This is a genomic window from Parabacteroides sp. AD58, from assembly GCF_023744375.2.
In the GTDB taxonomy this organism is placed as follows: domain Bacteria; phylum Bacteroidota; class Bacteroidia; order Bacteroidales; family Tannerellaceae; genus Parabacteroides; species Parabacteroides absconsus.
Map to the genome: position 1 here is coordinate 2,903,037 of NZ_CP146284.1, position 24,846 is coordinate 2,927,882.

Consider the following 24,846-nt stretch of genomic DNA (forward strand, 5'->3'; position numbering starts at 1 on the left):
ATGATTTCAATAATTATTCCAGTTTATAATGCTGAATTATATATAGACGAATGTATTAAAAGCATTCTTTCACAAACTGTAAGCGATTGGGAGTTAATTCTCGTAGATGATGGCAGCAAAGATAAATCACTTGTTATTTGTGATGAATATGCAAAGGCAGACGAAAGGATTACGTCTATACATATTGACAACTCGGGACCAAGCTATGCAAGAAACGTGGCATTGAAACAGGCAAAGGGAGAATGGGTGCTTTTCGTGGATGCAGATGACTGGTTGGACGATAATACACTGGAATTAACAGTTAGTAATTCACAAGCAGACATTATCTTCTTTGGATTCAAGAGAGTACGACCAGACAAAATCGAATGTTGTAAACCCCTATATCGTGGGACAGTTACCAATATTAAAGAAATTGACGAAAAATTATCTGGATTATTGGATAATAAAAACTCTTTATTTGGTTTTACTTGGAATAAATTTTTTAGAAGAAACATTATAACGACGAATAATCTATCTTTCAATAATTCACTTAAAATAAAAGAAGACGAGTTATTCTGTTTAATGTTCGTTAATCATATAACAAATCTTGTAGTTACTGATGTCGCTCCTTATAATTATCGAATTATTGACAGTAGTCTATCCCATCGCTCTAACTCGTATCGAAACTATGCTGAGTTAGCTCGCTCGCTTAACAGAGAGCTGCCTATTATTCCATACCAGAAGCTAAGAGAAAGATTCGCAGCCCTAGTAATGGGGTATTATATCAGTTCTGCAGCAGAAACGATAGAATTTAATCGAAATGAACTTCATATGGAAATTGTAAAGGAAAGTATATCATTCTATACGCAGAATAAAACAATGATTCTCCTCCCTTCTTGGCTAAAATTATTTTATAAAATTAAAAGCAGCTTCTGCATTTCTAAAATATTGGTAATAAGAAATTTAGTATCACATTTCAAAAATTAGAATATCTAAAATTCTTATACTAGGTGGATATAAATCTTTAAAGCCGCATATTTTCGAAGACATCAATACTCCAATTAACCGTCAACCATGTGTATCACAGCCTGTATCTATAGGAGATGAGTCTTGGCTAGGTTACGGAAGTCAGATAATGCTAGGCGTGACAATTGGTAAACATTGCGTAATTGCTGCTGGCACTATCGTAACTAAGGATATTCCTGATTATTCTATAGCTGTTGGTATGCCAGCTAAAATTATAAAGCAATATAATTTTGAAACTTCAAAATGGGAAAAGAATTAAATTGGAATTATGGCTAAATACGATTTTCTAATAGTAGGTTCTGGTCTTTACGGAGCCACATTTGCTTATCGCGTAAAACAAATGGGCAAGTCTTGTCTGGTGATTGACAAGCGACCTCACCTTGGTGGTAACATCTATTGCGAAGCTATCGATGGTTCTACGGGCTTGCCAACAAAAGTGGAGAAATCGGATACAATTCATGTACACAAGTATGGAGCACACATCTTCCATACCTCTAACAGGGAGGTGTGGAACTTTGTGAACTCAATAGTGGAGTTCAATCGCTACACCAATTGCCCCATGGCTAACTATAAGGGTGAGTTGTACAATCTGCCATTCAACATGAATACGTTTAATCGCATGTGGCCAGAGGTGCATACACCTGCAGAGGCTCAGGAAAGGATTGACGAGCAAAAAGCTGAGGCTATAGCTACCCTTGGTGGTCGTAGACCTCAGAACTTGGAGGAACAGGCTCTTTGCTTGGTTGGGAGAGACATCTTCAATAAGCTTATCAAAGAGTACACTGAAAAACAGTGGGGACGTGATTGCAAGGAGTTGCCTGCATTTATTATTAAGCGTCTACCTGTGCGCATGATCTTTGACAATAACTACTTCAACGATAAGTATCAGGGTATTCCTATTGGTGGCTATAATAAACTCATTCATGGACTGCTCGAAGGCGTAGAGTGTAAAACTGAGGTGGATTTTTTCAAAGATAACGTTAATGATAGCGATAATCGCCCGCTCAGCGAATGCTGGCGCGAGGTTGCTGATAAGTTGGTTTACACAGGTGCGGTGGATGAGTACTTTAACTACAAGTTGGGTAAGCTTGATTGGCGTACCGTCAATTTCAAAACACGCATTGAGAATATGCCAAACTATCAAGGTAACGCAGTGGTGAATTATACCAGTCACGATGTGCCTTATACTCGTGTGATTGAACACAAACACTTTGAAATGTTCGGTCAAGAGGTATATGACTGCCCGAAGACGGTTGTCAGTGAGGAGTACAGTACTGAATACAAGAATGGTATGGAACCATATTATCCAGTGAACGATGACCACAACAATGCCTTGGCTGAGAAGTATCACCAGTTAGCAGAGATGGAAGAGGGAGTAATCTTTGGTGGTCGCCTCGGACAGTATAAGTATTACGATATGGCACCGATTATTGAACAGGTGTTGAAACTTAATTTATAGTTTTAGATGAAAATATATGCTTTCATTGTTACATTCAATAGATTCGAACTTTTAAAAAGAGTGGTTGAATGTTTAAGAAATCAGACCTATAAGATTGATAAAATTCTTGTGGTTAATAACGCATCTACTGATGGCACTTCAGAATGGTTAGCTATGCAACCTGATTTGTTTGTTATCAACCAAGAGAATTTAGGTGGAGCAGGTGGTTTTCATACTGGAGTAAAATACTGTTATGAAGACGGTGCTGATTGGATATGGATGATGGACGACGATGTGTTCCCCGAAAAAGACTGTTTGGAAAATCTATTAAAGTATACGAAGATTTCTCCATGTATCAATATGAGTAGATATTACTCAGACGGTGTGGTAGTCCCTTGCCCATATTGGTATTACCAGAAAAATTATAAAGATAGTTTATTCTATGATGAAGCTACAGATAATCAATATGTAAGAGTTCCTGATGGCGTTTGTTTTGAAGGCCTTCTTATTAAAAAAGATATTGTTTCACAGATCGGTTTTCCAGATAAGGACTTTTTTGTTGCTGGTGATGATACAACCTACGGGTATCGTGCTGTAAAGATTTGTACACCGATTCTTGTAAAATCAGCAAAAGCCGTAAGGCAGGCTAAATCAACAGAAAAATCATTAAGGCCGCTTACAACATACTATACTGTAAGAAACAGGCATTTGATAAAGAAATATAACAAACGGTATAATCTCAATATCCCTGTGTCAAAATGGCCTATATACTATATATATGTACCAATAAAGCGAATTTTGGTTTGTCTTACTGATAATTCTGAGATTAACCGAAAGTTAATGAAATCTGTTATATATGGAATCATTGACAATCTAAAACAACTCACTGGTTCTACTTTTTTTTTACATAAAATATGATAAAGAATAAGGAAAATGCTCCAATTATAATTGAATTGATTGGAATGGGAGCAAAGAAATATGGAGGTCTTGAAAAATTCATAGTTGAAGAATGTAGACAACTTAAAGAGAAGGGTATAGGACTTCTAGTAGTATTCGCAGTTGAACCTATATGTAAATCTTATATAGCTGACCTTGAAAATTTGGGGGCAGAATGGGTCGTTTTGCCTTTTACTAGTAATCTTTCGTATTACAAACGTATCGGACAGATGATTAAGAGTAGAAATGTTTTGGCTATCCATAAAAATTTTGGTCAAAAAAATATATGGGCTCTTATTGCTGCAAAACAGCTAGGGGTTAAGTACCGTATTTCTACAGAACACTGTCTTCCTGATATGAGTAGAATAGGAGCAATAGGGTATTATAATCTAGAGTTACCTTTTTGTACAGAAAAACTATGCGTCTCAAAGACAACAGCAGAGGCGTTCCTACATGCTCCTTTGATTTATAAGAATAAAATAACTACTGAATATTTAGGGGTTAGTGATTTCTTTTTTGATAAGATTGAAATGCAAAGAAAGTATGGACTTGACCATAATGTAGTTAATATTGCAAATGTTGCATATCACAATCCGATAAAGGGAGTGGATGTTTTGTTGATGGCAGTAAAAATTTTAGTAGACAGATATAAAGCTGATAACTTTAGAATCATTCAAATTGGTGGTGGACAGAATGCCAAACAGACAGAAGATCTACATGCATTGGAGCAACAACTTGGAATTTCTAAATATGTAAATTGGATGGGTGTGACTGATTATGTACCTGAAATATTAAGTGCATGTGATGTATATACACAACCTTCAAGAAGTGAAGGAATTCCATTATCCATTATGGAGGCTTCTCTAGCTTCATTACCTACTGCAGCATCACGTGTTGGAGGTATTGTAGAAAGTGTGGTTGATGGTAAAACTGGAATATTGTGTAATACTGAAGATCCTGATGCTTTGGCTGATATATTATATAAACTAATTACAGATTCAGGTTTGAGAAAATCAATGGGAGATAATGCCCGAATGCATGCTTTGGCATATTTTGACCTGAGAAGAAATGTTTCAAAGTTACTTAAGCATTATGGTGTCGATAAAATATAATTTTGAAAGTAAATGTTTCATATTTAATTAAACGTTATGGATTCAAACAGACCTACACCAAGAAGAAATAGCTGGAAAGACAATAAGGTTAAAATGATATGGCTAATGCTATATTATGGCTTTGCATATTGGCTACCATCAAGTTTTACTCCTCTAGGACGTATATTTTTTGCAAGAAAAATTCGATATTATGTTTGCAAGCATATTTTTTTGAGTATAGGTACTAATGTAAATATTGAAAGTCATGTTAATTTTGGATCAGGTTTTGAAATTGAAATCGGAGATAATTCGGGGATTGGAATCAAAACACATATGCCTTCTAACGTAAAAATAGGTAACAATGTTTTGATGGGACCAGAATGTTTTTTCCTGCCTTTTAATCATTTGTATAAGGACAAAAATCGTTTGATAAAAGAACAAGGATACGGAGAATAATTAGTAACAAAAATAGGAAATGACGTATGGATAGGGAGAGAGGTCATGTTTAATCCTGGGATGACTATAGCTGATGGTACCGTAATAGCTGCTAGAACCCTTGTATGTAAATCTTTCCCTCCGTATTCTGTCATAGGTGGAAATCCTTCTAAACTTATTAGCAACCGTGAATAGAAAAGTCAATATTTTATATTATCTGTCCGCACTATATATTGGACTGATTCCCCTTGAGGCCATAACAGTAACGGAAGGTATGTCTTATGGACGTTTAGTTTTTTATGCCTTAGCAGCTATAAGCCTACTAGATTTAAAAAATAGCTTTCAAGTGACTGCAGACATGAAGCACATAAAAATTCTATTTGTATTTATGGCCTATGCTGCTTTCACCACTCTATGGAGTATCGATATGGCACGTACTTTTGATCAATTAGCAAAACTAGTGCAATACATGATGATTACACTTGTTGCAACAAATCATGCTCAAAACTGGAAAAGACTACGAGGATATATGCTTGCTTATTGCTTAGGGTGCTTATATATTGGCTATTTATCTTTGACAAATTACGATCCCCAAGCTTATTTACGTGATGACGAGGCTGGAAATCCGAATGAAAATGCCTTTATGATTAATTACGCCATTGTTTTTTTGTTTATTATTTTAAATAAAGATTCAATGAAGAATTGGATGAAATGTATTTTTTATGGTTGTATAATGCTTTTCTCATTTTTTATCTTCATTCTCGGCTCAAGAAATGGATTTATAATGTTGATTATCACATTTATCACTTTCTTATACTCTTCTGTTTTTAGGAGGTTTAATTTTCGAAATGTAATTATTTCAATCGCATTAATTGTTGGACTATATTATATGTTTCAAACACTTCCTGAAACTCTTATTGATAGGTTCCTTGGAATTTCTAATAGTATTGACGATAATGACTTTGGTGGGCGTGGAGATATATGGGATTTGACATTAGCTTATCTCCCTAACGCAGGATTAAAGTTAATCTTTGGTTGTGGATGGGGTACTTTTGTTCAATTCTTTGGACAGATGACAGGCCGGTATCAAGGGGCACATAATTTTTTTTTAACAGTTCTAACAACTGTTGGTATTATTGGTTTTATTATTGTTTTATATTACCTGAAAACTCTGTACAACTATTTGAAAAAAATGATTTCAGGTAAAGATAAAAGTTTGTTTATTTATTATTTACTTATCATTCTACCCCTAGTATCCATGATGACAACCAACTGGGAAAGTAGAAAATGGTGGTTTGTAATTTCAATATTTATATTCTTATTATATAAAAATGAACGAAAAGGAATGCTACAATGCAGATAGTAATAGAAAAGTTAAAGTGCTTTTTATCGGCCTCGATGTAAGTGGTGGTGGTGCAGAGCGTGTTTTTATCAATATAGCAAATTCACTTGATGCAAAAACGTTGGATATACGTATCGTTTACAATTGTTCTTTTGAAGAGAGTGATATTAGGAAAGATGTTCCAGTTGCGTATTATGGAGAAACACATATGCGAAAAGGACTGAAAAAGTTGTACAATGAAATAAAAAGATTCAAACCTGATTATATCTTTACGACGAATGGGACTATAGCATGGACATTACCTATATTATGTAAATTTTCAGGAGTAAGGGCTAAAGTTGTAACGCGTGTTGCTGTAACGCCTTGTGAAAAATATTTCACATCATGGAAAAGTCGTTTCCAAGAATATTTTTCTTCGAAGCAATACAAAAAGATGTATCTAGTAGTAGCCCAAACTGAATATATGAGGCAGGATCTTATAAAGAGCTATAATATACCTTCTGAAAAAGTTAAGGTCATAAGGAACTATATCGACTTTGATCGTGTTCAACGACTCTCTGTAAATGAAACAAGACCAATAGAATTGCGAAACGATGGTTATAATATAGTTGCAGTAGGTGCTCTTTATTCTGTAAAGGGCTTTGATTTGCTGATAGAGGCATTAGCAAAACTGAAAAATGTTATATCTGACGCAAGACTTTATATATTAGGTGAAGAAAGGTATGAAATAGGATATAGAGATTTCCTAAATAAAAAAGCTTCTGACCTCGGTATCGCTGATCGTGTGTTTTTGTGTGGCCATAAATCAAACCCCTATCCATATTATGCGAATGCAGATTTATTTGTCCTATCTTCACGTAAAGAAGGTTTTCCAAACGTTGTCCTTGAATCTTTATCGCTACATACACCTGTTGTATGTACAAATTGTGTTGACTTTAGTGGTATTTTTAATGAAACACAGGGAATTGTTGTCAATAAGGAAGATTCAGATTCTTTGGCTGAAGGTATTAAAAAGGCACATGAATCGCTTAAAAAGCCTATACCTTTTAAGTATTCAAACTTTGATTATAACACCTTGTTTATATAGATGATAATGAAGATTTCTGTAATCATACCGACATATAAACCTAAGGACTATCTAAGGGAGTGTCTGGAATCGCTATGTAATCAATCGTTATCTCCAAATGAGTATGAGATAATAATCGTGTTGAATGGCTGTAAAGCACCATACGAGGAGAAAATTTGGAACTATATCAATACTCATAATAATTATAACTGGCGTTTTATTCAGATAAATCAAGGAGGTGTTAGTAATGCTCGAAATAAAGCTTTGAAGGAGGCGCAAGGTGAGTTTATTACATTCATAGATGATGATGACTACATATCACCATCTTATCTTGAGGAGCTCTATAGAAAGGGAGATAAGGACACCGTTGTATGCAGTAACGCATATGCGTTTAACGATGGAATGCCAGATGTAGAGATTCCATATGTAATGGCAGATGCATTTGATGAGTATGTACAAAGTGGAAAGCGTCGTGCTATTGGAGTCAGAAAATTCTTTTCAGGTCCTTGGATGAAATTAATTCCACGAAACATTGTAAATGGTAGAGAGTTTGATACTCGATTAAAAAATAGCGAAGATAGTTTATTTATGTTCTTAATATCTGACCGTATAAAGTATGTTGACTTTACTTCCCCTAATGCTATCTATTATAGGCGTTATAGAGAAAACAGTGCTATTACTATAAAGAAAAGTAAGGGTTATGTAATTAATAATAGTTTAATGGTTATTGGTCAGTATACGAAGATATATTTTAGACATCCATTAAATTACAGTTTTAGAAGATATATTCAGGCTGTTTTAGGCATGTTTCATTATATCATGGTAAATATATAAGAATATGGAATATAAAATAGTATTAATGTATCATGATGTAGTGAATGAACTACATCCAAAGTCTGGTTTTCAAAAGGTTGGAGCTCTTCAATATACTCTAAATTCAAGAGTGTTCTTTGAACAGGTAACGCGTTTCAATGGAGATTATATAGTATTCTCCTTTGATGATGGTGGCGAGTCTTTTTACACAGTGATAGCGCCAATATTGGAACATAATAATCAGAAGGGGATTTTCTTTATCTCTTCCAAATACATTGGTACAGAATACTTTCTAACAAAAGAGCAGATAAAGGAACTGGACAAGCGGGGACATCTTATTGCTTCACACTCGCATACGCATCCTCTTATAATCTCAGAATTATCATACAACGAGATTGTGAATGAGTGGAAAACCTCAAAGACTCTTCTTGAAGAGATTGTCGGTCATGAAGTGACTGTGGCATCCGTACCTGGTGGTGCGGTATCAAAAGATGTAATTAAAGCCGCTGCTGAAGTAGGAATTAAGACTCTGTATACTAGTGAACCTACGACTGAAGTGCGTATAGAATATGGTATTGAGGTGATAGGTCGCTTTACAGTTTCGAAGGATACTACAATGGAGTTTTTTGATAAAATAGTGAGTGATAAGAATTATCGAGTACAGTTGCAAAAACGATATAAGCGTTTGTTGTTGGTTAAGAAGTTCCTTGGTTCAAACTACAATAGATTTAAACAACTTGTGTTAAAGTTAAGAGGATAAACAATGTTCTACTATAAAAACTGGGATCGTTTCTGTAAATCCCTTACGAAGACTGGTATCACGCTCTGTACGGCAGAGCAGTCGCTCAAGCTGTCAAAAGATGAGCGGTTTGTGGTACTGAAACATGATGTAGAGACGTTTGTGTCTAGAGCCTATAGATTGGCTAAAATTGAGCATAAATATGACATCTGCGGTTCGTATTATGTGCAAGCGTACTTGTTGAGCGATCCGGAGAATATCCGTCTGCTGAAGGAAATGCAGGAATGGGGACACGAGATTTCATATCACTATGATGTGCTTGATGCTCATGCCGGTGATTACAAGGCGGCAGAGGAGAGTTTCAAGAGCTATATGAAGGTGTTTGCTGATAATGGTTTCACTTTCAACACTATTTGTCAGCATGGTAATCCGGTGAAGAAACGAGTGGGCTATACATCAAATCGTGACTTCTTCCGCAACGAGGAGATTCACTCGCACTATCCAGAATTGGTTGACATGGTGGTTGATTACAGCAAGCATACTAAACATGACTACAACTACATCAGCGATGTCTGTTATCGATGGAACAACATCACATTGCCTGAGACAAACGACCTATACCCAGAGGTAAAAAATACCCGCATAGGAGGGTTCAACAATTTGCTGAAGCTGGTGCAGTCAACGGATAAGAGTTATGTGATCAGTACGCACCCTCACCGATGGATGTCTGCTGCATGGAAGATTAATCTGAAGATTGCTATGTTCCGTGTGGTGAGAGAGACCGTAATGGTGGCTCGTCATATTCCAGGAGTAGAGTGGATACTGAATAAGTTTTACTTTTTAGCAAAAAGAATATAAGTAATATGGATCAGAAGAAATCTGTTCGTGAAGTTCAGGATAAGATCTTGGAGGTAATGAAGTTTATTGATGCCGTTTGCCGTAAGTATGGCATTGTATATTATATTATGGGAGGTACTGCCTTAGGTGCAATTCGCCATGGTGGTTTTATTCCTTGGGATGACGATTTGGATATTTTTATGACTCCTGCTGAGTATACAAAGTTTAAAGCAGCTATGAAGAAGGAGTCTAATCCGAAATTCATACTGCAAGAATGGCGTACAGTAGAAAGGTATTTGGAATATGCGAAGGTACGTATGAACGGTACAACCTTTATAGAGGCAAATTTTAAGGACAGGAAAGACTTGCATCAGGGTATCTATGTGGATATTATGATACTGCATAAGGTTCCAGAGTCAAATTTTATACAGAAGCTTGTTTATTATGAGAGTAAATTTGTGACTCTTTATGCCCTCAGTCAACGCAATTGGAAGCCGAAGAGCAAAGGGCAAGCTATAGCACTAAATATGTTGAAGGTACTTCCTTGTCAGTTGATTGCAAAGTTGTGTTATCATCGCATCTACAAGTATGATGACCGCAAGGATAACTTCAAATACTGCTATTGGATTACACCTGCGAAGTTCCACTCAGGATTGTTCGACAAAAGTTTTTTTGAGCAGCCAGTGGACATACCGTTTGAAGACACCGTACTATATGGTTCAAAGCACATTAAGGAATATTTGGAGTATCGTTATGGTAACTATATGAAATTACCTTCAAAAGAACAGCAACAGGCTGCAGTACATGCCATGATCTTTGATACTAAGAAAAACTATACGGAGTATATAAATTAAAGTAGGATAATGTGTAAACATGCATATTTAATTGTTGTAAATTCAATTTTATCTGTAGTAAGAACTGCATTAAGACTGATAGACGATATTCGTAATGATATTTATCTGTTAATTGATAAAAAGTTAAGATTCTCAGAGGATACTTTAAAAATTAATTTCAAGTGATAAGAGAATATTCTAGCTTATTTAATTGTTGGCAGAGGAATTAAAAATTAATAGCTCTCATTATGGAAAAGAAATATAAGGTAGGTTATACAACGGGTGTATTTGATATGTTTCATATTGGTCATTTGAATATTCTTCGTCGTGCTAAGGAACAGTGTGAAACGCTTATTGTTGGTGTGACAACAGATGAGCTATGCTTCAAGCGTAAACACAAATATCCTATCATCAATGAACAAGAGCGTATGGCAATTGTAAAGGCTATACGTTATGTGGATAAAGTGGTTCCTCAGACGGATATGGATAAAATACGACCCGTGAAAGAGTTGGGGATAGATGCTGTATTCGTTGGTTCAGACTGGAAGGGTACAGATGCTTGGAATCAGTATGAGAAAGAATTTGCAGAAGTGGGATGTGTAGTAATTTATTTGGATCATACAGATGGCATCAGTTCAACTATTTTGCGAGAGAAGTTAAATAAATAATAGGGGATTAAGCTATGGAAGGAGAAACGCAAAAATTTTCTGTCTGTATGTCTGTTTATAAAAATGACAATACTGCAGACTTTACTGATGCGGTATTAAGTATTTATAATCAGACTTGTCCTCCAGACGAAATTATTTTGGTTATTGATGGTCCAGTTTCTATGACCATGTATGATGCAATAGAGGTTTTGAAGGAAAAGACAGGAATTATGAAGATAATACCTCTTGAGCAGAATATGGGTCATGCCATTGCTCGTCAGACAGCTATAGAAATTGCAAAGAATGACTTATGTGCAGTAATGGATGCAGATGATATTTCTTTGCCAGATCGTTTTGAAAAGCAATTACAGGCATTTGAGAATTATCCTGATGTGAGTGTGATAGGAGGTTTTATTAATGAGTTTATCCGTACTGTTGATAATGTTGTAGGCTCTCGTATCGTTCCAGAATGTGATATAGATATTAAAAACTATATGAAATCTCGTTGCCCTATGAACCTCGTTACTGTAATGTTCAAGAAAAAGGATATAATGAATGTTGGGGGCTATCAGGATTGGTACTGTGAAGAAGATTATTATTTATGGATTCGTTTGGCACTTGCAGGATATAAATTTTATAATATTCAAGAGAACTTGGTAAATGTCCGTGTAGGTGAGAAAATGTACCAGCGTAGAGGGGGTAAAAAATATTTTCTAAGTGAAGCCAGATTACAGAAATATATGTTTGACCATAAACTGATAACTTATCCGAGATATATTTATAATGTGCTCATTCGCTGGATAGTACAGGTCGCAATGCCTAATAAACTCAGAGGTTGGGTGTTTAGAAAGTTTGCTAGAAAGTAAGATAGAGAAAATTGCATTTTGTATGATATTTAAATGGATTTTTGACCGTATTACTGCATTACTCGGGCTTTTAATCTTGTGGCCAGTATTGCTGATTGTTGCCATAATGGTAAAGATCAAAATGCCTGGAGGACCAGTTTTCTTTGTGCAGAAACGAGTAGGTAAAGGAGGAAAACTTTTTAATTGCCATAAATTTCGGACAATGACAGTAAATCATAATGGTTCAACGGTTTCTGTTGCCGGCGATTCTCGCATTACACCTTTGGGGGCAAAACTTCGTCATTATAAATTGGATGAGCTCCCAGGGTTATGGGATGTTTTAATCGGTAACATGAGTTTTGTCGGTCCTCGTCCGGATGTCCCGGGATATGCGGATAAGTTGGAAGGAGATGATAGGGATGTACTGAAACTTCGTCCGGGGATTACAGGACCTGCTACTTTGAAGTACCGGTTAGAAGATGAAATGATTTCTGACTATGTCCGACAAAAACAGGCAGCAGGGGATACTCGTCCTATGCAAGAGATAGCCACAGAGTATAATGATACAGTGATATATCCGGATAAGGTAAGATTGAATTGCTACTATTATCGTCATTATAGTTTCTTAAAAGATATAGAGATGATATTAGCTACGGTTCTTGGCTTTAAGGTTAAATTTGCCGGAGAGGAAGTATAAGTTATTTGAATGAATAGGATAAAATAATAGAATCATGTCAGAAGAAAGAAAAACAATTTACCTCTGTCTCGCCCACATGAGCGAAGAGGGTTGGGAACAGAAATATGTAAAGGAAGCGTTTGATACCAACTGGGTGGTACCCATGGGACCGAATGTGAATGCTTTCGAGCAGGATTTGCAGAATTTTGTCAACCATAATACGGATGGAAGTGAGCTGGATCGGAAAGTGGTTTGTTTGTCTGCCGGTACAGCGGCTGTTCATCTGGCCCTGATTGGTTGTGGCGTGAAAGCCGGTGATGAAGTGCTTGTGCAGAGTTTTACGTTCTGTGCTTCTTCGCATCCGATCACGTATTTAGGAGCGAAACCGGTATTTGTGGGTTCCGAAAAGGAAACCTGGAATATGGACCCGGTACTTTTGGAACAGGCTATCTTGGATCGGAAGGAGAAAACAGGCCGTTATCCGAAGGCGATTGTCCCGGTGGCCTTGTATGGTATGCCGTATCGGATTGATGAGATCTGTGCCATCGCCGATAAATATGGCATTCCGGTTGTAGAGGATGCTGCCGAGGGGATGGGCAGCCGGTTTAATAGTCAGGTATTGGGTACGTTTGGAAAGTTCGGTGTATTGAGCTTTAACGGAAACAAGATGATTACGACTTCGGGCGGTGGTGCTTTGATCTGCCGGGATGCCAAGGAAGCCAACGACATGATGTGGTATGCTACCCAGGCGCGTGATGCTTATCCTTATTATCAGCATTCGGCCATCGGGTATAATTATCGAATGAGTAATATTTGTGCCGGTATCGGTCGTGGACAGATGACGGTCTTGAATGATCATATCGCTCATCACAAGCATGTGCAGGCCCTGTATAAGGAATTGCTGAAGGAGGTTCCGGGTGTTCATCTGCATGATCAGCCGAAGGATAAAAAGTTTGATGCCAATTTCTGGCTTTGTGCCGCTACCTTAGATCCGGAAGTGAAGATTATCGGACAGGAGAATGCCTATAAGGAAGTCATTAAGACGGCGGTGGGTGGTGCTGCCGGTGTGATCCATGCGGTTGATTCGGCAACGACCGATTGCCAGCCGAATGATAATATCGAAGCACTCCGAGTTTATATGTTATCGAAGAAGATAGAGGCAAGACCGGTGTGGAAGCCGATGCACAAGCAGCCGGTTTATGAGGGTTCGCCTGTTTATACGAATGGGGTAGAAGAAGATATCTTCAAGAAAGGGTTCTGTCTGCCTGCCGGTCCGTGGGTAACAGACGAGGATGTTCAGTATATCGTGGATACAATCAAGAAAGCGATTGTCCGTTAATTTCAATAACTTTGCCTTATGCTTTTGGATAACGAATTCATCAACTCCTTATTAGACCGAGCCAAGGAATCACCCCGTCTCCGTCAGCACTATGATCTGCGTAATTCGGCTGCCGATACCTCGCAGCGGATGCTGAATGCCCTCTTGCCGGGTACGGAAGTAGCCATTCACCGGCATGAAGAGACGGAAACAGTGGTATTAAGGGCTTGAATTATTGGAATAATGGGAAAAATATATTTCTTTTGTAACAAATAAGATAGTATGAAGCTTTTAAGATTTGTATATAAGGAGAAAGATTGGGAATTGAAAGAAGTCAATTTCCAGTCAGTCAATTTATTAGTTGGAAAGAATGCTTCAGGTAAGTCTAAGACAATTCAAAGTTTGAATGTCGTGGTTGCTTATTTGTTACAGCAAAAAGAAATATCGGCAAGTGATAGATTTGATTTCTTCTTGTATTTTGAAAAAGACGAAGAGTTTATTTCATATCGGGTAAAATGTGCGGCTGGTGTCATTCTTTTTGAGGAAATTAAAGTGCAAAAAGAAGGACAAGATGAGATCTTATTACAAAGGAATAAAGAGATTACGACCTTGCATGGGATGGAGATCAATCCACCGAAGAATAAATTGACACCTCATGTCCGTAGAGATACGGTTTCCTATCCCTATATTGAAGCGATTATGCAATGGGCCGAACATGTATGCGGACAGCGTTTTAATGAAACGGATATCTGGGGTGATTCGCATACGGATTCTTATATTCAAGCTCATGGTAAAAATTTATATACCATGATCAAGACTTTGCCTGATGATCGTATTGAGTACATAAAGGAACTGGCCAATCAGTTGGATTATCCATTAACGGATATTGAGCCGTTTGAAACAAAGGATATTCATAAAATATTATTTTATGAAAAAGGAGTGAATCGGGTGTTGTTTGATTCGGATTTATCGAAAGGTATGTTCCGTACTTTGCATTTGATTATTTATTTGGAATATCTGATACAGCAGGATTGTCCTTCCTTATTGCTGATTGATGATGTTTGTGAAGGATTGGATTATAATAGATCGACCCAATTAGGCAAATACTTGTTTCAACGATGTGAGGAACAAGATATTCAGTTAATAGCCAGTTCCAATGATAGTTTTCTGATGAATGCCGTCGATACACGGTATTGGAATATTCTTTTCCGCCGGGGAAGTGAGGTCTTTAGCATCAATTATTTAACGCATCCTCAATTGTTTGATGAGTTCGTATATACGGGATTAAGTAATTTCGATTTGTTCTCATCTGATTATATAGACCGATATCTGTCAAATCATGAATAAAAGGAAAATAGCCTTATTTGTGGAAGGACAAGGTGAACTTATATTCCTTCGTGAGTTTTTATTCCGCTGGTATCAGTTTGATACGAATAGGGTGGGGGTTACTTGTTATTCTTTGCAGGCTCAACGATTTAATCCGGTACCTTACCCTATAGGAGATGAACAAAGTGAAAATTTTTTCCAGATTGTCAATGTAGGTAATGATCAGACGGTACTAAGTAAGATGTTAGATGAATCGGATCGTTTGACGGCTCAGGGATATCATAAGATTGTTGGCTTGCGTGATATGTTTAGTAAGCAATATCATCAGGTTTGTAAAAATAGGATGATAAATGAAGATATTAACCAGAACTTTATAAATGGTGCTTTAAAAACAATCCTTAATAGAAAAGGAGCGAACAGTAATTGTTCTTTACATTTCGCTATTATGGAATTTGAGACATGGCTATTGTCGATGCCTGCTTGTTGGCAACAGATGGATTCTAAATTGACATACGATTTTATCCAAAAGCATTTGGGTATAGATCTTTCTCAGGATTTGGAAAAAACAATTTATCATCCAACAGTTGTCTTAAAAAATATCTGTCACTTGATTAATAGTGACTATGATAAACATGATAAAGAACTGGAGACCATTATGGCTTCATTATCGAAAGCGGATTTCGAAGCATTGATAAATTCTGGAAAATGTCATTCTTTCTCTAGTTTTGTGCAGACAATTATTTATTGAAATACATTCATTATGCTCATCAATAACGAATTCATCAACTCCTTATTTGACCGGGCCAAGGAATCACCCCGTCTCCGTCAGCACTATGACTTGCGTAATTCGGCTGCCGATACCTCGCAGCGGATGCTGAATGCCCTCTTGCCGGGTACGGAAGTAGCCATTCACCGCCATGAAGAGACAGCTGAGACGGTGGTCTGCCTGATGGGGAAACTCGAAGAAGTGATCTACGAGGAAGTCGGGGAGGAGAACGGCCAGCCGACCTTCCGCGAAGTATCCCGCCAGCTGTTGTCGCCTGCCGAAGGGAAGTACGGGATGCAGATTCCCGCGGGTGTCTGGCATACGGTCCATGTGATCGAGCCGTCCGTCATCTTTGAAGCCAAAGATGGGGCGTATAAAGGATAATCAACATAATAGTTGAGGTTTTTGGTTTTGTGTAATGAGGCGTAATCCCGCTTGGGGATTGCGCCTTTTTTTGCTGGATGATAGGAGATGATTTTCTGAAAGAAAGAGTGGTTTTCTGAAATATATCTTTTATTTTTGTAAAAAAAGAAATTATGGATAAAAAGCGCATCTACTTTCCTGATCTGACAATAGAAGGCTTTAAGTCGATCGATCATCTGTATATAGATTCTCTTTCCTCTATTAATTTGATTGCCGGTGATAACAATGTGGGTAAATCGACGGTTCTGGAAGCGTTATATGCACTTGCAACCGGAGGAGAGATGGGCGCTTTGCTCCAAATGGGATGTAATCGGATGAATATTCAGAATCCGATGGGTGAATCTTTTGTCGTGGACAAGGAGAAGTTGCTTTTGACTTTTTTCAAAGACTGGCAATTTAAGTTGGGTAAAGATTTGATCATTAAGGCAGGAACAGATCAGGCATTACAAATGAAATTGGTATATGTGCTGGAATCAAAAGAAAAAGCAGGTAATGCCGTCGTTAATAAAATGGAAATTCTGGATCAGCCTTTAGAGAATGCCCAAGGAGGTGATACGTTGGAAAGAGGTATCCTGTTTACTTCAAATAATAATACATTCTTTTCTGCTTTCAGTACGGGTTCGGGTATGGGGGATGAATTTGTTTATCCGAAGCAGGTTAACTTTATTCATACGTCTTTGTCTTCTAAAAGTTATAATTTGCGATTATGGGACAATATCGCTTTGACCGGACTGGAAAGACATGTTATAGAAGCCCTGAGGGTTATTGATCCCCTTGTTGAAAACCTGGCGTTTTTGGAAGAGTCTGTTCTGAAAGGGGGAAGAGGTGCTTCAGACAGAGTGCCCTATATTACCTTAAAAAATAGACCGGACAGATATCCGCTGAGTATTATGGGGGATGGTATGAACCGTATCCTGTCTATTATATTAGGTATTGTCAATTCAAAAGGAGGCATTTGCCTGATTGATGAAATAGAAAATGGTATTTACTATCGGCGTCAGCCGGAATTGTGGAGAATAATATGCCTGCTGGTAAAAGAATTGGATGTGCAGCTTTTCGCCACGACGCATAGTCTGGATTGCATCAGGAGCTTTTCCTCGGTTGCTCATGAAGTAGATGCTCAGTTGATTCGTCTGGAAAAGAGAAAATCAGAGTTCGCTGCAGTGAACTATAAATCGGGAGAGTTACAAATAGCCTTAGAAAATGATATAGAATTACGTTAATATGAAAAAGAATAAGCCATTCCGATTATTGGTCGAAGGGATAAATGACTTACATGTCGTATGTAACTTGGCTAATCGCTTAAGTTTGTTGGAAACATTCGAGGTGGAGGATATAGGTTCCTATCAGCAGATTTTGAAAGTCTTACCCGTGCTATTGAAAAGTACGAATAATCTGCAACGGCTGGGTATTGTGGTGGATGCTGATGAGAATCTGAAAGGACATTGGGAGGCTATACGGCATATTTTACTTGACAGCCAGTTGTATTCTTCTGTCCCGGAAGAACTGCCGAAAGAAGGTCTGGTGGCGCATCCGGATGATCCGGCTTATATAATTTTCGGGCTTTGGATAATGCCGGACAATAATTTGAATGGAATGTTAGAGGACTTTGTTACTTTTATGATTCCGGAAAAGAATGATGATGTTTTGTTGAGAAAAACAGATGATGTATTAAAAGAACTGGAAGAGAATCATTGGAATAAATATAAAAGTGTGCATCATGCAAAGGCCAGAATTCATACTTGGTTGTCATGGCAGGATGAACCGGGAACACCCATGGGAACAGCTATTACGAAACAAACCTTATCTACAGATGGAGAATTATGCCAGAAGTTCATAGCTTGGTTGAATAATCTATTTGAATGTATACCTCTTCCTCATTAGAAAACTTCCCCTGTTATAGGGGAAGTGTCCGAAGGACGATGGGGTTACAGCCCCCTCGTTTACGGTTCACCCAAGATCTTGAAGATACAGGCTACCTGATGCGGGGTATAAATCCGGTTCCGCGGGTTCCAGCCCGATTCTTTCAGCATCTCTACCAGGGTGGGATTATAGATAATCCACTCTTTTAACCGACGGGATGCCATCGCCGGCGTCAGGTGCGGGCAGTACAGGCATCCTAATTCCATATTGGAAAAGGTGCGGGGCCGTATGGTCCCATTTTCATTGTTGTATGTCATAGTTTTTAATGTTTAGTTGTTTGTATTCGTGTACGTTCTTTCTGGCTTGACCCAGAAAGAACCAAAGAGGTCAAGGCTGCGTCTGCTGAGCTACTCCGTCTCTTCGTTCCGCTGTGCGCGCCGCAAACTCGCCTTCGGCTCAAACAGCGACGCTCCGGCCGCTCCACTTCGTTCCTCCGCTTAACGCTCACCAGAACGAGGCCGAAACAATTGACAATTGATGATTGACAATTGACAATTTTCTTTTCTCCCTCTTTTATCCATGGCATAGCCTCTTTGTTTGGGGTAGAATATAGGCTGAAAGCCTAAAATACCATAGCCCGGGGCAACGCCCTGGGTTGTTGGCATAACAGGTGTTTTTGGCTGAAAGCCTTTCATAATCCAATCTATATTCCGCCCTTTCAGGGCTTGATGGGATAATGGAATGGCTACCTACCCCAGGGCGTTGCCCCGGGCTATAACCTGTCAGGCCTTCAGCCTGAATTTTGTTGCACATGGTATATATAGACCTCTCACCCCTGCGGGGAGCTCCCCTAAAACAGGGGCGCTTTTTAGTACGAACCAAAAACTTCCCCTGTTGTAGGAGAAGTGCCCGAAGGGCGATGGGGTCAATCTTCAATTGAAAATGGACAATGGAGAATGGGAAATTATAATTTCCGTGAAATCTGTGAAATCCGTGCCTAATTATGTGAAACTCGAGGCAAATTAATTTTCAATTCTCACTTTTCAATTCTCCATTTAAGAAGGTTTCCTTCCACCTTTGCTGCAAAAGCCCTAAAAGATATTGGCGGCGTTCGGGGTCATGCTCGTTGGCGAGCAGGAGAATCCCTTTCTGGATACGGTAGGCGAGGCGTTCCCCCGGGTCGGGATATAGCTCTTCCCACTGATAACGCAGCCAGGTGATCCAGTCGGTGGGGCCCATGAGGCGGAACATCGAATCCGGATCTTCACCCTTGGGGAGGCGGAAGAGGTGGCATAGCATACCGGCCTGACGGATCATGGCTGCTGCCCGCTCCATGCCTTTCTCGCCTGCCTCGTCGCCGTCGAGCATCAGACGGACTTCGTGGGTGTAGGCCTGCAGGCGGCGGAGCTGTCCTTCGCACAGGCTCGTGCCTCCGATTGCCACACTGTTGGTCACTCCTGACGCGTGCATGGCCAGCAGGTCCTTGTATCCTTCTACCACGTAGACAAACCCCGTCTGGCGGATCGCCTCCTTGGCCTGGTACAGTCCGTACAGCCATTCGCTCTTCTGGAAGCGGCTGCTGTTGGACGGGTTGATGTACTTCGGCTGGTCGGTGTCGTCTCGTTGCCGTCGTCCGGCGAACCCGATCAGGTGCCCTTCTTCGTCGTGCAGGGGGAAGATGATCCGGTTACTGTATGCCTTCCAGGCATCGGGCACTAAGTGCGGGGCCTGGGAGACACCGAAGCGTAGCCAGGTATCCGTCAGACGGGTGTCGTCGGGCAGATAGGGCATGAGTATCCGTTCGAAAGCCTGCAGGTCGGGTAGGGGGCGGACCGCCGGTGCCGCGGGTGCCGACGAGGATGGCGGGGGCGGGAGGACCACCGTCCGTTTCTCCTTTCTGTCTTTCCATTCTTCTTCCAGGCGGCTGACCGCTTCGCGGAAGCTGATCCGTTCGATCAGCATCCGGAAACGGATCACGTCGCCCCGTTCTCCACAGGCAAAGCAGCAGAAGGTGCCCCGCTCGGGGTTGACAGCCAGCGACGGGTGATGGTCGTTGTGAAACGGACAGAGTCCGGTATAATGACGTCCTTGTCGGGTGAGGGCCACGTAGCGCCCGATTTCTTCCTCAATGGGAATCCGTTGTTTCAGTTCGTTTGTGTTCATAAGTCTAAACGTGTTTGCCGGTCCTTTTGCCGGTAGTTAGTGATAATAGTAAATGATTCATTATAGCGGAAACGTGCCAGGCCGGTGGCTCCGTTGCGGTTCTTGAGGACATACAGCCGGCCCACGCCCTTGAGGCTGTTTCCTTTCTCGTCCTCCAGGATGCCGTGCCGCTCTGGACGGTGGACGAAGGTCACACAGTCGGCTATCTGCTCGATCGTGCCCGAGTCGCGCAGGTCGCTCATGATCGGGATGCCGCCCCGTTCGGTGCGGGTCTCGCAGGCGCGGTTCATCTGCGAGAGAGCCAGGATGGGGCAGTCCAGCTGGAGAGCCAGCCGTTTCAGTCCCTGCACATGGCGAGACACCACCTGTTCGGTCGTTTCCCCTTTCCCGACGGCTCCGCCCAGCAGGTGGAGGTAGTCGATCACGATCATGGCGCACTTCCCTTTCCGCCGCTGCATCATCGCCTTTGTCCGGATCGCGTCCAGGCTCGATCCCGCCGTATAGTCGAGGTAGAAAGGCAGGCCTTTCAGCAGGCCGACCGCCCTTTCCAGCTCAGCCATCTCCCGGTCGGTGGGCAGTTCCACACGCAGACAATCCGGATTGATGCCCGTCATCCCCGTCAGCACACGGTTCAGGATCTGGAGGCTCGACATCTCGAGGCTGAAGAAACAGACCGGATGTCCCTGGCGGGCAATATTCAATGCCATCTGCAGGGCCACCGCCGTCTTACCGTCGCTCGGCCTTCCGCCCAGGATGGTCAGTTCACCCTTATGGAACCCGCCTGTCACATAGTCGAATTCCTCCAGTCCGCTGGCGATCTGGATCACCCGGCCGTCGCCCGACCGGCGTAAGCGTTGCCACTCGACCGCCTCGACCGCCAGTTCCTCCAACGGCTTCAGTGGTTCGTCCGTCAGCGACTGTTCATAGAAGCGAGCCAGCTGCTGTTCGAGGGCATCCGTAATCTGCTCCGGCTGAGCCGAAGCGTCGGCCGCCTTCAGGCTCATCTGTTCGAAGAGGCTCTTCAGCGCCCGTAGCTGGAACCTACGCCTGATCTCGGCGATATACGTCTCCGTGTTCGCTTCATAGCGTATGTTACGCACGTAGTCGAGCAGGAACGAAAGGCCGTTCAGGCGGGTAAAGCGTTCTTCGTCCGTCTTTCGCATCTCCAGCTCGATCATCATGAAATCGGGCTGTATTCCCCGGTTATATACTTCCCGGATGCACTGAAAGACAAATCCCAGGTCCGGATTCTCAAACATTTCCGGACGGAGTTCTGCCACGCCGGTATCCATCGCTTTTCCGGATACCAGCAGGCTGCAAATCAATACTTTTTCAATTTCTATTGCCATTGTATTTGGAGTTTTTGTTAGTTATTCTTTTTTTCTTTTACTATTTGTCGTATTCGTACTTTTGGTTTGACACATGTTGTGTACGTTCTTTCTGGCTTGACCCAGAAAGAACCAAAGAGGTCAAGGCTGCGTCTGCTGAGCTACTCCGTCACTTCGTTCCGCTGTGCGCGCCGCAAACTCGCCTTCGGCTCAAACAGCGACGCTCCGGCCGCTCCACTTCGTTCCTCCGTTTAACGCTCACCAGAACGAGGCCGATCCAATTGACAACTTCATCAATTGAAAATTGAAAATGGAGAATTGAAAATTATCTTTTCATCCTTTTATCCATGGCATAGCCTCTTTGTTTGGGGTAGAATATAGGCTGAAAGCCTAAAATGATATAGCCCGGGGCAACGCCCTGGGTTGTGGGTATAACAGGTGTTTTTGGCTGAAAGCCTTTCATAATCCAATCTATGTTCCGCCCTTTCAGGGCTTGATGGGATGATGGAATGGCTACCCCAGGGCGTTGGCCCCGGGCTATAACCTGTCAGGCCTTCAGCCTGAATTTTGTTGCACATGGTATATATAGACCTCTCATCCCTGCGGGGAGCTCCCCTAAAACAGGGGCGCTTTTTAGTACGAACCAAAAACTTCCCCTGTTGTAGGGGAAGTGCCCGAAGGGCGATGGGGTTAATTGTCAATTGAAAATTGAGAATTATCTTTTCTCTCTCATTTATCCATGGCATAGCCTCTTCGATTTGGGTAAAATATAGGCTGAAAGCCTAAAATGATATAGCCCGGGGCAACGCCCTGGGTTGTGGGCATAACAGGTGTTTTTGGCTGAAAGCCTTTCATAATGAAACCCATATTCCGCCCTTTCAGGGCTTGATGGGATGATGGAATGGCTACCCCAGGGCGTTGCCCCGGGCTATAACCTGTCAGGCCTTCAGCCTGAATTTTGTTGCACATGGTATATATAGACCTCTCACCCCTGCGGGGAGCTCCCCTAAAACAGGGGCGCTTAAAATTTCCGTGAAATCCGTGAACTCCGTGCCTAATTAATTTTCAATTTTTAATTTTCCATTTTCAATTGGTGAAGGGCCTTCAGCCTGAATAATTGCCCATTGTTTCGGCCTAACGGAGGAGGCGTGAAGCGGTCGACCGAGCGGAGCGTCAAAAAATCTCGGCTGTTTGAGCCGAAGGCGAGTTTTCCGAGATTTTAGCGCAGCGACCGAGACCGTAGCCTCCGCAGTGTGAGCCTTGACCTTTTGGTACTTTTGGGTCAAGCCAAAAGTACGAATACGATCTTGACCTCTTTGGTTCTTTCTGGGTCAAGCCAGAAAGAACGTACAATCACTTGAAGTTTTGAATCTTTTCTTTCAAGAGAAAAGAACGATACGAATTGATTTACATTGGGAAAAATAAAGAAAAGGGTGATGGGGCCATTGTCAATCGTCCATTGTCAATTATCCATTTAAGAAGGGGGGGCTATTGAAAAAAGCACCTTCCTCCCATAGAGCGTTCCGCCTCGAAAAAAGACTGATCCGGTTCCTCCTCGGGCTTATCCGACGGCAGGTCGGTGCAGAACCGCTGGTAGTCGCGGATGCGGAAGAGGGTGCAGCGTTTCTCCACCTCGATGTCGATCAGCTCCAGCTCCAGGAGGATGCGGAGGTACCGTTCCAGGACTGTGCGGCTCATGTCCAACTCGCGGGAAACCTGGTGCTGGCTGATGATAAACTCGCCCCGCTGACAGGTGTACACCTTCTTGTTGTACGTAATGGTACGACTGCGGAAATAGGCCTTGGTCATGAGGTAGAGATAGACCTTCCCCAATCCGGCTGTTTCCGGATCCGAACTTAAGATTAACGCGATGATGTTACGTGGGATTCGGAGGAATCCTTTCTGCTGCACTCTCAATTGTTTTGTTGTTCTTGGTTGCATACGTTTATGTTTCTCTTAATTAATTGTTTGATAAGTATTTAAGTCATTAACATATTTTTAAAGCCAATCAGCGAGCCACATCTAAACCAAACAAATAACAGTATGTCAGTTATTTATCTTCCACTTTCAACCACACTTGAGCCAGCGAACCAGCCACCCTTTATGTTAGAAAGAAAGAATAAAGAAAGATAGAAAGAAGAGTTTGACTTTTTCAATTATTTTAATAACAAATCGTAACCAGATCTTTCGTTTCTCTTATATCTTTCAACAGCCGCAAAGGTAGATAGGCTTGCGCCCGAAAAAAAAACTATTTCAACCCGATTTTTGCAGGTTGAAATAGCTTTGTCAAGAAGTTATATGCGTTTGTTAATAAACAGGTTGTGCGGCTATTTTAGCTGATATTGCGCTTCCGAAAATCTGCCCGCAGCTTTCTGAGGTAGTTCTCGAGTTCCTCCATTTCGACCGGATTTTCCTTCAGCAGGCGGGTTACGGTACTGGGAGAATACTGCAAAACGAACTTCTGGTTGAGCAGGTCGGTAATCTGGGCATACGACATCTCGGGGAAGATATGCGCATGAATCAGGACACTGATGAGTTGGAGGAAGAGGAGGCTGTCATTCACTTCCAGCTTCTCGTCTTTCTCGTTTGTCTCCTCGGGGAAGAAATGCTTGATCAGCACGTCGGAGTGCGTCTTGACGTACCGCCGGAACAGGTCGTTCCAACACTTGCGGTGGTTGTGCTTGAGCAGCGACAAGACCCCCGCCAGGATCATGATCACTTCTTCCGGTTGCTCACTCTGTTCAATTGCGGCGTTTAATTTACTCAGGTTGAAATTACTCCCCACAATGTCTGAGATCTTCTTTCTCACTTCTTTGAATGCCTCGCTGTCTAACAGCTCTATTAGCTTGTGTTCCATGTATATATGTTTAAGATCATATTATTGTGATAAATTTAATAAAAAAAATAACATACCATGAAAGAATATGACTTTTTTATTCAAAATTTTTCTGATCCT

General features: G+C 41.0%; 28 protein-coding genes and 1 pseudogene. 23 read left to right on the plus strand and 6 right to left on the minus strand.

The genetic code is table 11. The features are described 5' to 3' along the window. From NEE14_RS12360 to NEE14_RS12470, 23 genes and pseudogenes are all read left to right on the plus strand, one after another. Positions 1–966, plus strand: coding sequence for a glycosyltransferase family 2 protein (locus tag NEE14_RS12360; protein WP_251968444.1), 966 nt, complete (start codon positions 1–3; stop codon positions 964–966). A 109-nt stretch (positions 967–1,075) separates the two neighbouring features. Next, a complete protein-coding gene (locus NEE14_RS12365) occupies positions 1,076–1,264 on the plus strand; it encodes an acyltransferase (protein WP_317259024.1) in 189 nt (62 codons plus the stop codon). 9 nt (positions 1,265–1,273) lie between these two features. Further along, positions 1,274–2,464 carry a UDP-galactopyranose mutase gene (glf, locus tag NEE14_RS12370; RefSeq protein ID WP_251968446.1) on the plus strand — a complete coding sequence of 397 codons (1,191 nt, stop codon included), beginning with the start codon at positions 1,274–1,276 and terminating at the stop codon, positions 2,462–2,464. A 6-nt stretch (positions 2,465–2,470) separates the two neighbouring features. Further along, positions 2,471–3,361: a glycosyltransferase family 2 protein gene (locus NEE14_RS12375; protein WP_251968447.1), complete on the plus strand. Its 891-nt coding sequence runs from the start codon at positions 2,471–2,473 to the stop codon at positions 3,359–3,361. Continuing rightward, positions 3,358–4,491: a glycosyltransferase family 4 protein gene (locus NEE14_RS12380; RefSeq protein WP_251968448.1), complete on the plus strand. Its 1,134-nt coding sequence runs from the start codon at positions 3,358–3,360 to the stop codon at positions 4,489–4,491. The genes NEE14_RS12375 and NEE14_RS12380 overlap by 4 nt, the downstream gene beginning before the upstream one ends. Before the next feature lie 36 nt (positions 4,492–4,527). Further along, a complete protein-coding gene (locus tag NEE14_RS12385; protein WP_251968449.1) occupies positions 4,528–4,926 on the plus strand; it encodes an acyltransferase in 399 nt (132 codons plus the stop codon). A gap of 12 nt (positions 4,927–4,938) precedes the next feature. Further along, the gene (locus NEE14_RS12390; protein WP_422394712.1) at positions 4,939–5,100 is read left to right on the plus strand and encodes a hypothetical protein; all 162 of its coding nucleotides are present in this window, start codon (positions 4,939–4,941) and stop codon (positions 5,098–5,100) included. Beyond that, complete coding sequence (locus NEE14_RS12395) at positions 5,093–6,268, plus strand: O-antigen ligase family protein (protein ID WP_251968450.1); 1,176 nt, start codon at positions 5,093–5,095, stop codon at positions 6,266–6,268. Before NEE14_RS12390 ends, NEE14_RS12395 begins: the two co-directional genes overlap by 8 nt. After that, entirely contained in the window at positions 6,237–7,334 is a 1,098-nt protein-coding gene (locus tag NEE14_RS12400; protein ID WP_251968451.1) for a glycosyltransferase, read from the plus strand. The genes NEE14_RS12395 and NEE14_RS12400 overlap by 32 nt, the downstream gene beginning before the upstream one ends. Positions 7,335–7,340: 6 nt before the next feature. Continuing rightward, positions 7,341–8,147, plus strand: a complete 807-nt coding sequence (locus NEE14_RS12405; RefSeq protein WP_251968452.1) for a glycosyltransferase family 2 protein — start codon at positions 7,341–7,343, stop codon at positions 8,145–8,147. 4 nt (positions 8,148–8,151) lie between these two features. Continuing rightward, a complete protein-coding gene (locus NEE14_RS12410) occupies positions 8,152–8,886 on the plus strand; it encodes a polysaccharide deacetylase family protein (RefSeq protein ID WP_251968453.1) in 735 nt (244 codons plus the stop codon). Between the two features lie 3 nt (positions 8,887–8,889). After that, complete coding sequence (locus tag NEE14_RS12415) at positions 8,890–9,723, plus strand: hypothetical protein (RefSeq protein ID WP_251968454.1); 834 nt, start codon at positions 8,890–8,892, stop codon at positions 9,721–9,723. A gap of 5 nt (positions 9,724–9,728) precedes the next feature. After that, positions 9,729–10,556: a LicD family protein gene (locus tag NEE14_RS12420; protein ID WP_251968455.1), complete on the plus strand. Its 828-nt coding sequence runs from the start codon at positions 9,729–9,731 to the stop codon at positions 10,554–10,556. Positions 10,557–10,783: 227 nt separating this feature from the next. Further along, a complete protein-coding gene (locus NEE14_RS12425) occupies positions 10,784–11,203 on the plus strand; it encodes an adenylyltransferase/cytidyltransferase family protein (RefSeq protein WP_251968456.1) in 420 nt (139 codons plus the stop codon). Between the two features lie 14 nt (positions 11,204–11,217). Further along, positions 11,218–12,048 carry a glycosyltransferase gene (locus NEE14_RS12430; protein ID WP_243325484.1) on the plus strand — a complete coding sequence of 277 codons (831 nt, stop codon included), beginning with the start codon at positions 11,218–11,220 and terminating at the stop codon, positions 12,046–12,048. 22 nt (positions 12,049–12,070) lie between these two features. Then, positions 12,071–12,724 carry a sugar transferase gene (locus NEE14_RS12435; protein WP_243325502.1) on the plus strand — a complete coding sequence of 218 codons (654 nt, stop codon included), beginning with the start codon at positions 12,071–12,073 and terminating at the stop codon, positions 12,722–12,724. Positions 12,725–12,758: 34 nt separating this feature from the next. Continuing rightward, positions 12,759–14,042, plus strand: coding sequence for a DegT/DnrJ/EryC1/StrS family aminotransferase (locus tag NEE14_RS12440; RefSeq protein WP_251968457.1), 1,284 nt, complete (start codon positions 12,759–12,761; stop codon positions 14,040–14,042). An 18-nt stretch (positions 14,043–14,060) separates the two neighbouring features. Beyond that, a pseudogene (locus NEE14_RS12445) lies at positions 14,061–14,240 on the plus strand (WbuC family cupin fold metalloprotein); the annotation flags it as partial. Positions 14,241–14,303: 63 nt separating this feature from the next. Beyond that, complete coding sequence (locus tag NEE14_RS12450) at positions 14,304–15,368, plus strand: AAA family ATPase (RefSeq protein WP_243325486.1); 1,065 nt, start codon at positions 14,304–14,306, stop codon at positions 15,366–15,368. Further along, a complete protein-coding gene (locus tag NEE14_RS12455; protein ID WP_243325487.1) occupies positions 15,361–16,095 on the plus strand; it encodes a hypothetical protein in 735 nt (244 codons plus the stop codon). Before NEE14_RS12450 ends, NEE14_RS12455 begins: the two co-directional genes overlap by 8 nt. Positions 16,096–16,107: 12 nt before the next feature. Further along, the gene (locus tag NEE14_RS12460; RefSeq protein WP_251968458.1) at positions 16,108–16,497 is read left to right on the plus strand and encodes a WbuC family cupin fold metalloprotein; all 390 of its coding nucleotides are present in this window, start codon (positions 16,108–16,110) and stop codon (positions 16,495–16,497) included. 152 nt (positions 16,498–16,649) lie between these two features. Next, on the plus strand, positions 16,650–17,759 hold the full coding sequence (locus tag NEE14_RS12465; RefSeq protein WP_243325489.1) for an AAA family ATPase: 1,110 nt from the start codon (positions 16,650–16,652) through the stop codon (positions 17,757–17,759). A 1-nt stretch (position 17,760) separates the two neighbouring features. Then, positions 17,761–18,420 carry a DUF3226 domain-containing protein gene (locus NEE14_RS12470; protein ID WP_251968459.1) on the plus strand — a complete coding sequence of 220 codons (660 nt, stop codon included), beginning with the start codon at positions 17,761–17,763 and terminating at the stop codon, positions 18,418–18,420. Positions 18,421–18,479: 59 nt separating this feature from the next. Here NEE14_RS12470 and NEE14_RS12475 read toward each other — a convergent pair whose 3' ends face one another. From NEE14_RS12475 to NEE14_RS12500, 6 genes are all read right to left on the minus strand, one after another. Then, positions 18,480–18,716, minus strand: a complete 237-nt coding sequence (locus NEE14_RS12475) for a DUF4248 domain-containing protein (protein ID WP_251968460.1) — start codon at positions 18,714–18,716, stop codon at positions 18,480–18,482. A gap of 180 nt (positions 18,717–18,896) precedes the next feature. Further along, complete coding sequence (locus NEE14_RS12480) at positions 18,897–19,094, minus strand: hypothetical protein (protein ID WP_251968461.1); 198 nt, start codon at positions 19,092–19,094, stop codon at positions 18,897–18,899. Positions 19,095–19,428: 334 nt separating this feature from the next. After that, the gene (locus NEE14_RS12485) at positions 19,429–20,562 is read right to left on the minus strand and encodes a CHC2 zinc finger domain-containing protein (protein WP_251968462.1); all 1,134 of its coding nucleotides are present in this window, start codon (positions 20,560–20,562) and stop codon (positions 19,429–19,431) included. Then, on the minus strand, positions 20,559–21,911 hold the full coding sequence (locus NEE14_RS12490) for a replicative DNA helicase (protein ID WP_251968463.1): 1,353 nt from the start codon (positions 21,909–21,911) through the stop codon (positions 20,559–20,561). Before NEE14_RS12490 ends, NEE14_RS12485 begins: the two co-directional genes overlap by 4 nt. Before the next feature lie 1,467 nt (positions 21,912–23,378). Further along, on the minus strand, positions 23,379–23,831 hold the full coding sequence (locus NEE14_RS12495) for a hypothetical protein (protein ID WP_251968464.1): 453 nt from the start codon (positions 23,829–23,831) through the stop codon (positions 23,379–23,381). Positions 23,832–24,222: 391 nt separating this feature from the next. Continuing rightward, on the minus strand, positions 24,223–24,747 hold the full coding sequence (locus tag NEE14_RS12500) for a hypothetical protein (RefSeq protein WP_251968465.1): 525 nt from the start codon (positions 24,745–24,747) through the stop codon (positions 24,223–24,225). Positions 24,748–24,846 lie beyond the last annotated feature (99 nt).

Excerpts from the sequence above, each read along its gene's own strand:
- NEE14_RS12485 (WP_251968462.1), bottom strand. The coding sequence starts at position 20,562 with ATGAACACAAACGAACTGAAACAACGGATTCCCATTGAGGAAGAAATC.
- NEE14_RS12475 (WP_251968460.1), bottom strand. The coding sequence starts at position 18,716 with ATGACATACAACAATGAAAATGGGACCATACGGCCCCGCACCTTTTCC.
- NEE14_RS12480 (WP_251968461.1), bottom strand. The coding sequence starts at position 19,094 with ATGAAAGGCTTTCAGCCAAAAACACCTGTTATGCCAACAACCCAGGGC.
- NEE14_RS12440 (WP_251968457.1), top strand. The coding sequence starts at position 12,759 with ATGTCAGAAGAAAGAAAAACAATTTACCTCTGTCTCGCCCACATGAGC.
- NEE14_RS12430 (WP_243325484.1), top strand. The coding sequence starts at position 11,218 with ATGGAAGGAGAAACGCAAAAATTTTCTGTCTGTATGTCTGTTTATAAA.
- NEE14_RS12435 (WP_243325502.1), top strand. The coding sequence starts at position 12,071 with ATGATATTTAAATGGATTTTTGACCGTATTACTGCATTACTCGGGCTT.
- NEE14_RS12465 (WP_243325489.1), top strand. The coding sequence starts at position 16,650 with ATGGATAAAAAGCGCATCTACTTTCCTGATCTGACAATAGAAGGCTTT.
- NEE14_RS12500 (WP_251968465.1), bottom strand. The coding sequence starts at position 24,747 with ATGGAACACAAGCTAATAGAGCTGTTAGACAGCGAGGCATTCAAAGAA.
- NEE14_RS12375 (WP_251968447.1), top strand. The coding sequence starts at position 2,471 with ATGAAAATATATGCTTTCATTGTTACATTCAATAGATTCGAACTTTTA.
- NEE14_RS12385 (WP_251968449.1), top strand. The coding sequence starts at position 4,528 with ATGGATTCAAACAGACCTACACCAAGAAGAAATAGCTGGAAAGACAAT.
- NEE14_RS12460 (WP_251968458.1), top strand. The coding sequence starts at position 16,108 with ATGCTCATCAATAACGAATTCATCAACTCCTTATTTGACCGGGCCAAG.
- NEE14_RS12415 (WP_251968454.1), top strand. The coding sequence starts at position 8,890 with ATGTTCTACTATAAAAACTGGGATCGTTTCTGTAAATCCCTTACGAAG.
- NEE14_RS12420 (WP_251968455.1), top strand. The coding sequence starts at position 9,729 with ATGGATCAGAAGAAATCTGTTCGTGAAGTTCAGGATAAGATCTTGGAG.
- glf (WP_251968446.1), top strand. The coding sequence starts at position 1,274 with ATGGCTAAATACGATTTTCTAATAGTAGGTTCTGGTCTTTACGGAGCC.
- NEE14_RS12425 (WP_251968456.1), top strand. The coding sequence starts at position 10,784 with ATGGAAAAGAAATATAAGGTAGGTTATACAACGGGTGTATTTGATATG.
- NEE14_RS12400 (WP_251968451.1), top strand. The coding sequence starts at position 6,237 with ATGAACGAAAAGGAATGCTACAATGCAGATAGTAATAGAAAAGTTAAA.
- NEE14_RS12490 (WP_251968463.1), bottom strand. The coding sequence starts at position 21,911 with ATGGCAATAGAAATTGAAAAAGTATTGATTTGCAGCCTGCTGGTATCC.
- NEE14_RS12470 (WP_251968459.1), top strand. The coding sequence starts at position 17,761 with ATGAAAAAGAATAAGCCATTCCGATTATTGGTCGAAGGGATAAATGAC.
- NEE14_RS12450 (WP_243325486.1), top strand. The coding sequence starts at position 14,304 with ATGAAGCTTTTAAGATTTGTATATAAGGAGAAAGATTGGGAATTGAAA.
- NEE14_RS12455 (WP_243325487.1), top strand. The coding sequence starts at position 15,361 with ATGAATAAAAGGAAAATAGCCTTATTTGTGGAAGGACAAGGTGAACTT.
- NEE14_RS12380 (WP_251968448.1), top strand. The coding sequence starts at position 3,358 with ATGATAAAGAATAAGGAAAATGCTCCAATTATAATTGAATTGATTGGA.
- NEE14_RS12360 (WP_251968444.1), top strand. The coding sequence starts at position 1 with ATGATTTCAATAATTATTCCAGTTTATAATGCTGAATTATATATAGAC.
- NEE14_RS12495 (WP_251968464.1), bottom strand. The coding sequence starts at position 23,831 with ATGCAACCAAGAACAACAAAACAATTGAGAGTGCAGCAGAAAGGATTC.
- NEE14_RS12410 (WP_251968453.1), top strand. The coding sequence starts at position 8,152 with ATGGAATATAAAATAGTATTAATGTATCATGATGTAGTGAATGAACTA.
- NEE14_RS12405 (WP_251968452.1), top strand. The coding sequence starts at position 7,341 with ATGAAGATTTCTGTAATCATACCGACATATAAACCTAAGGACTATCTA.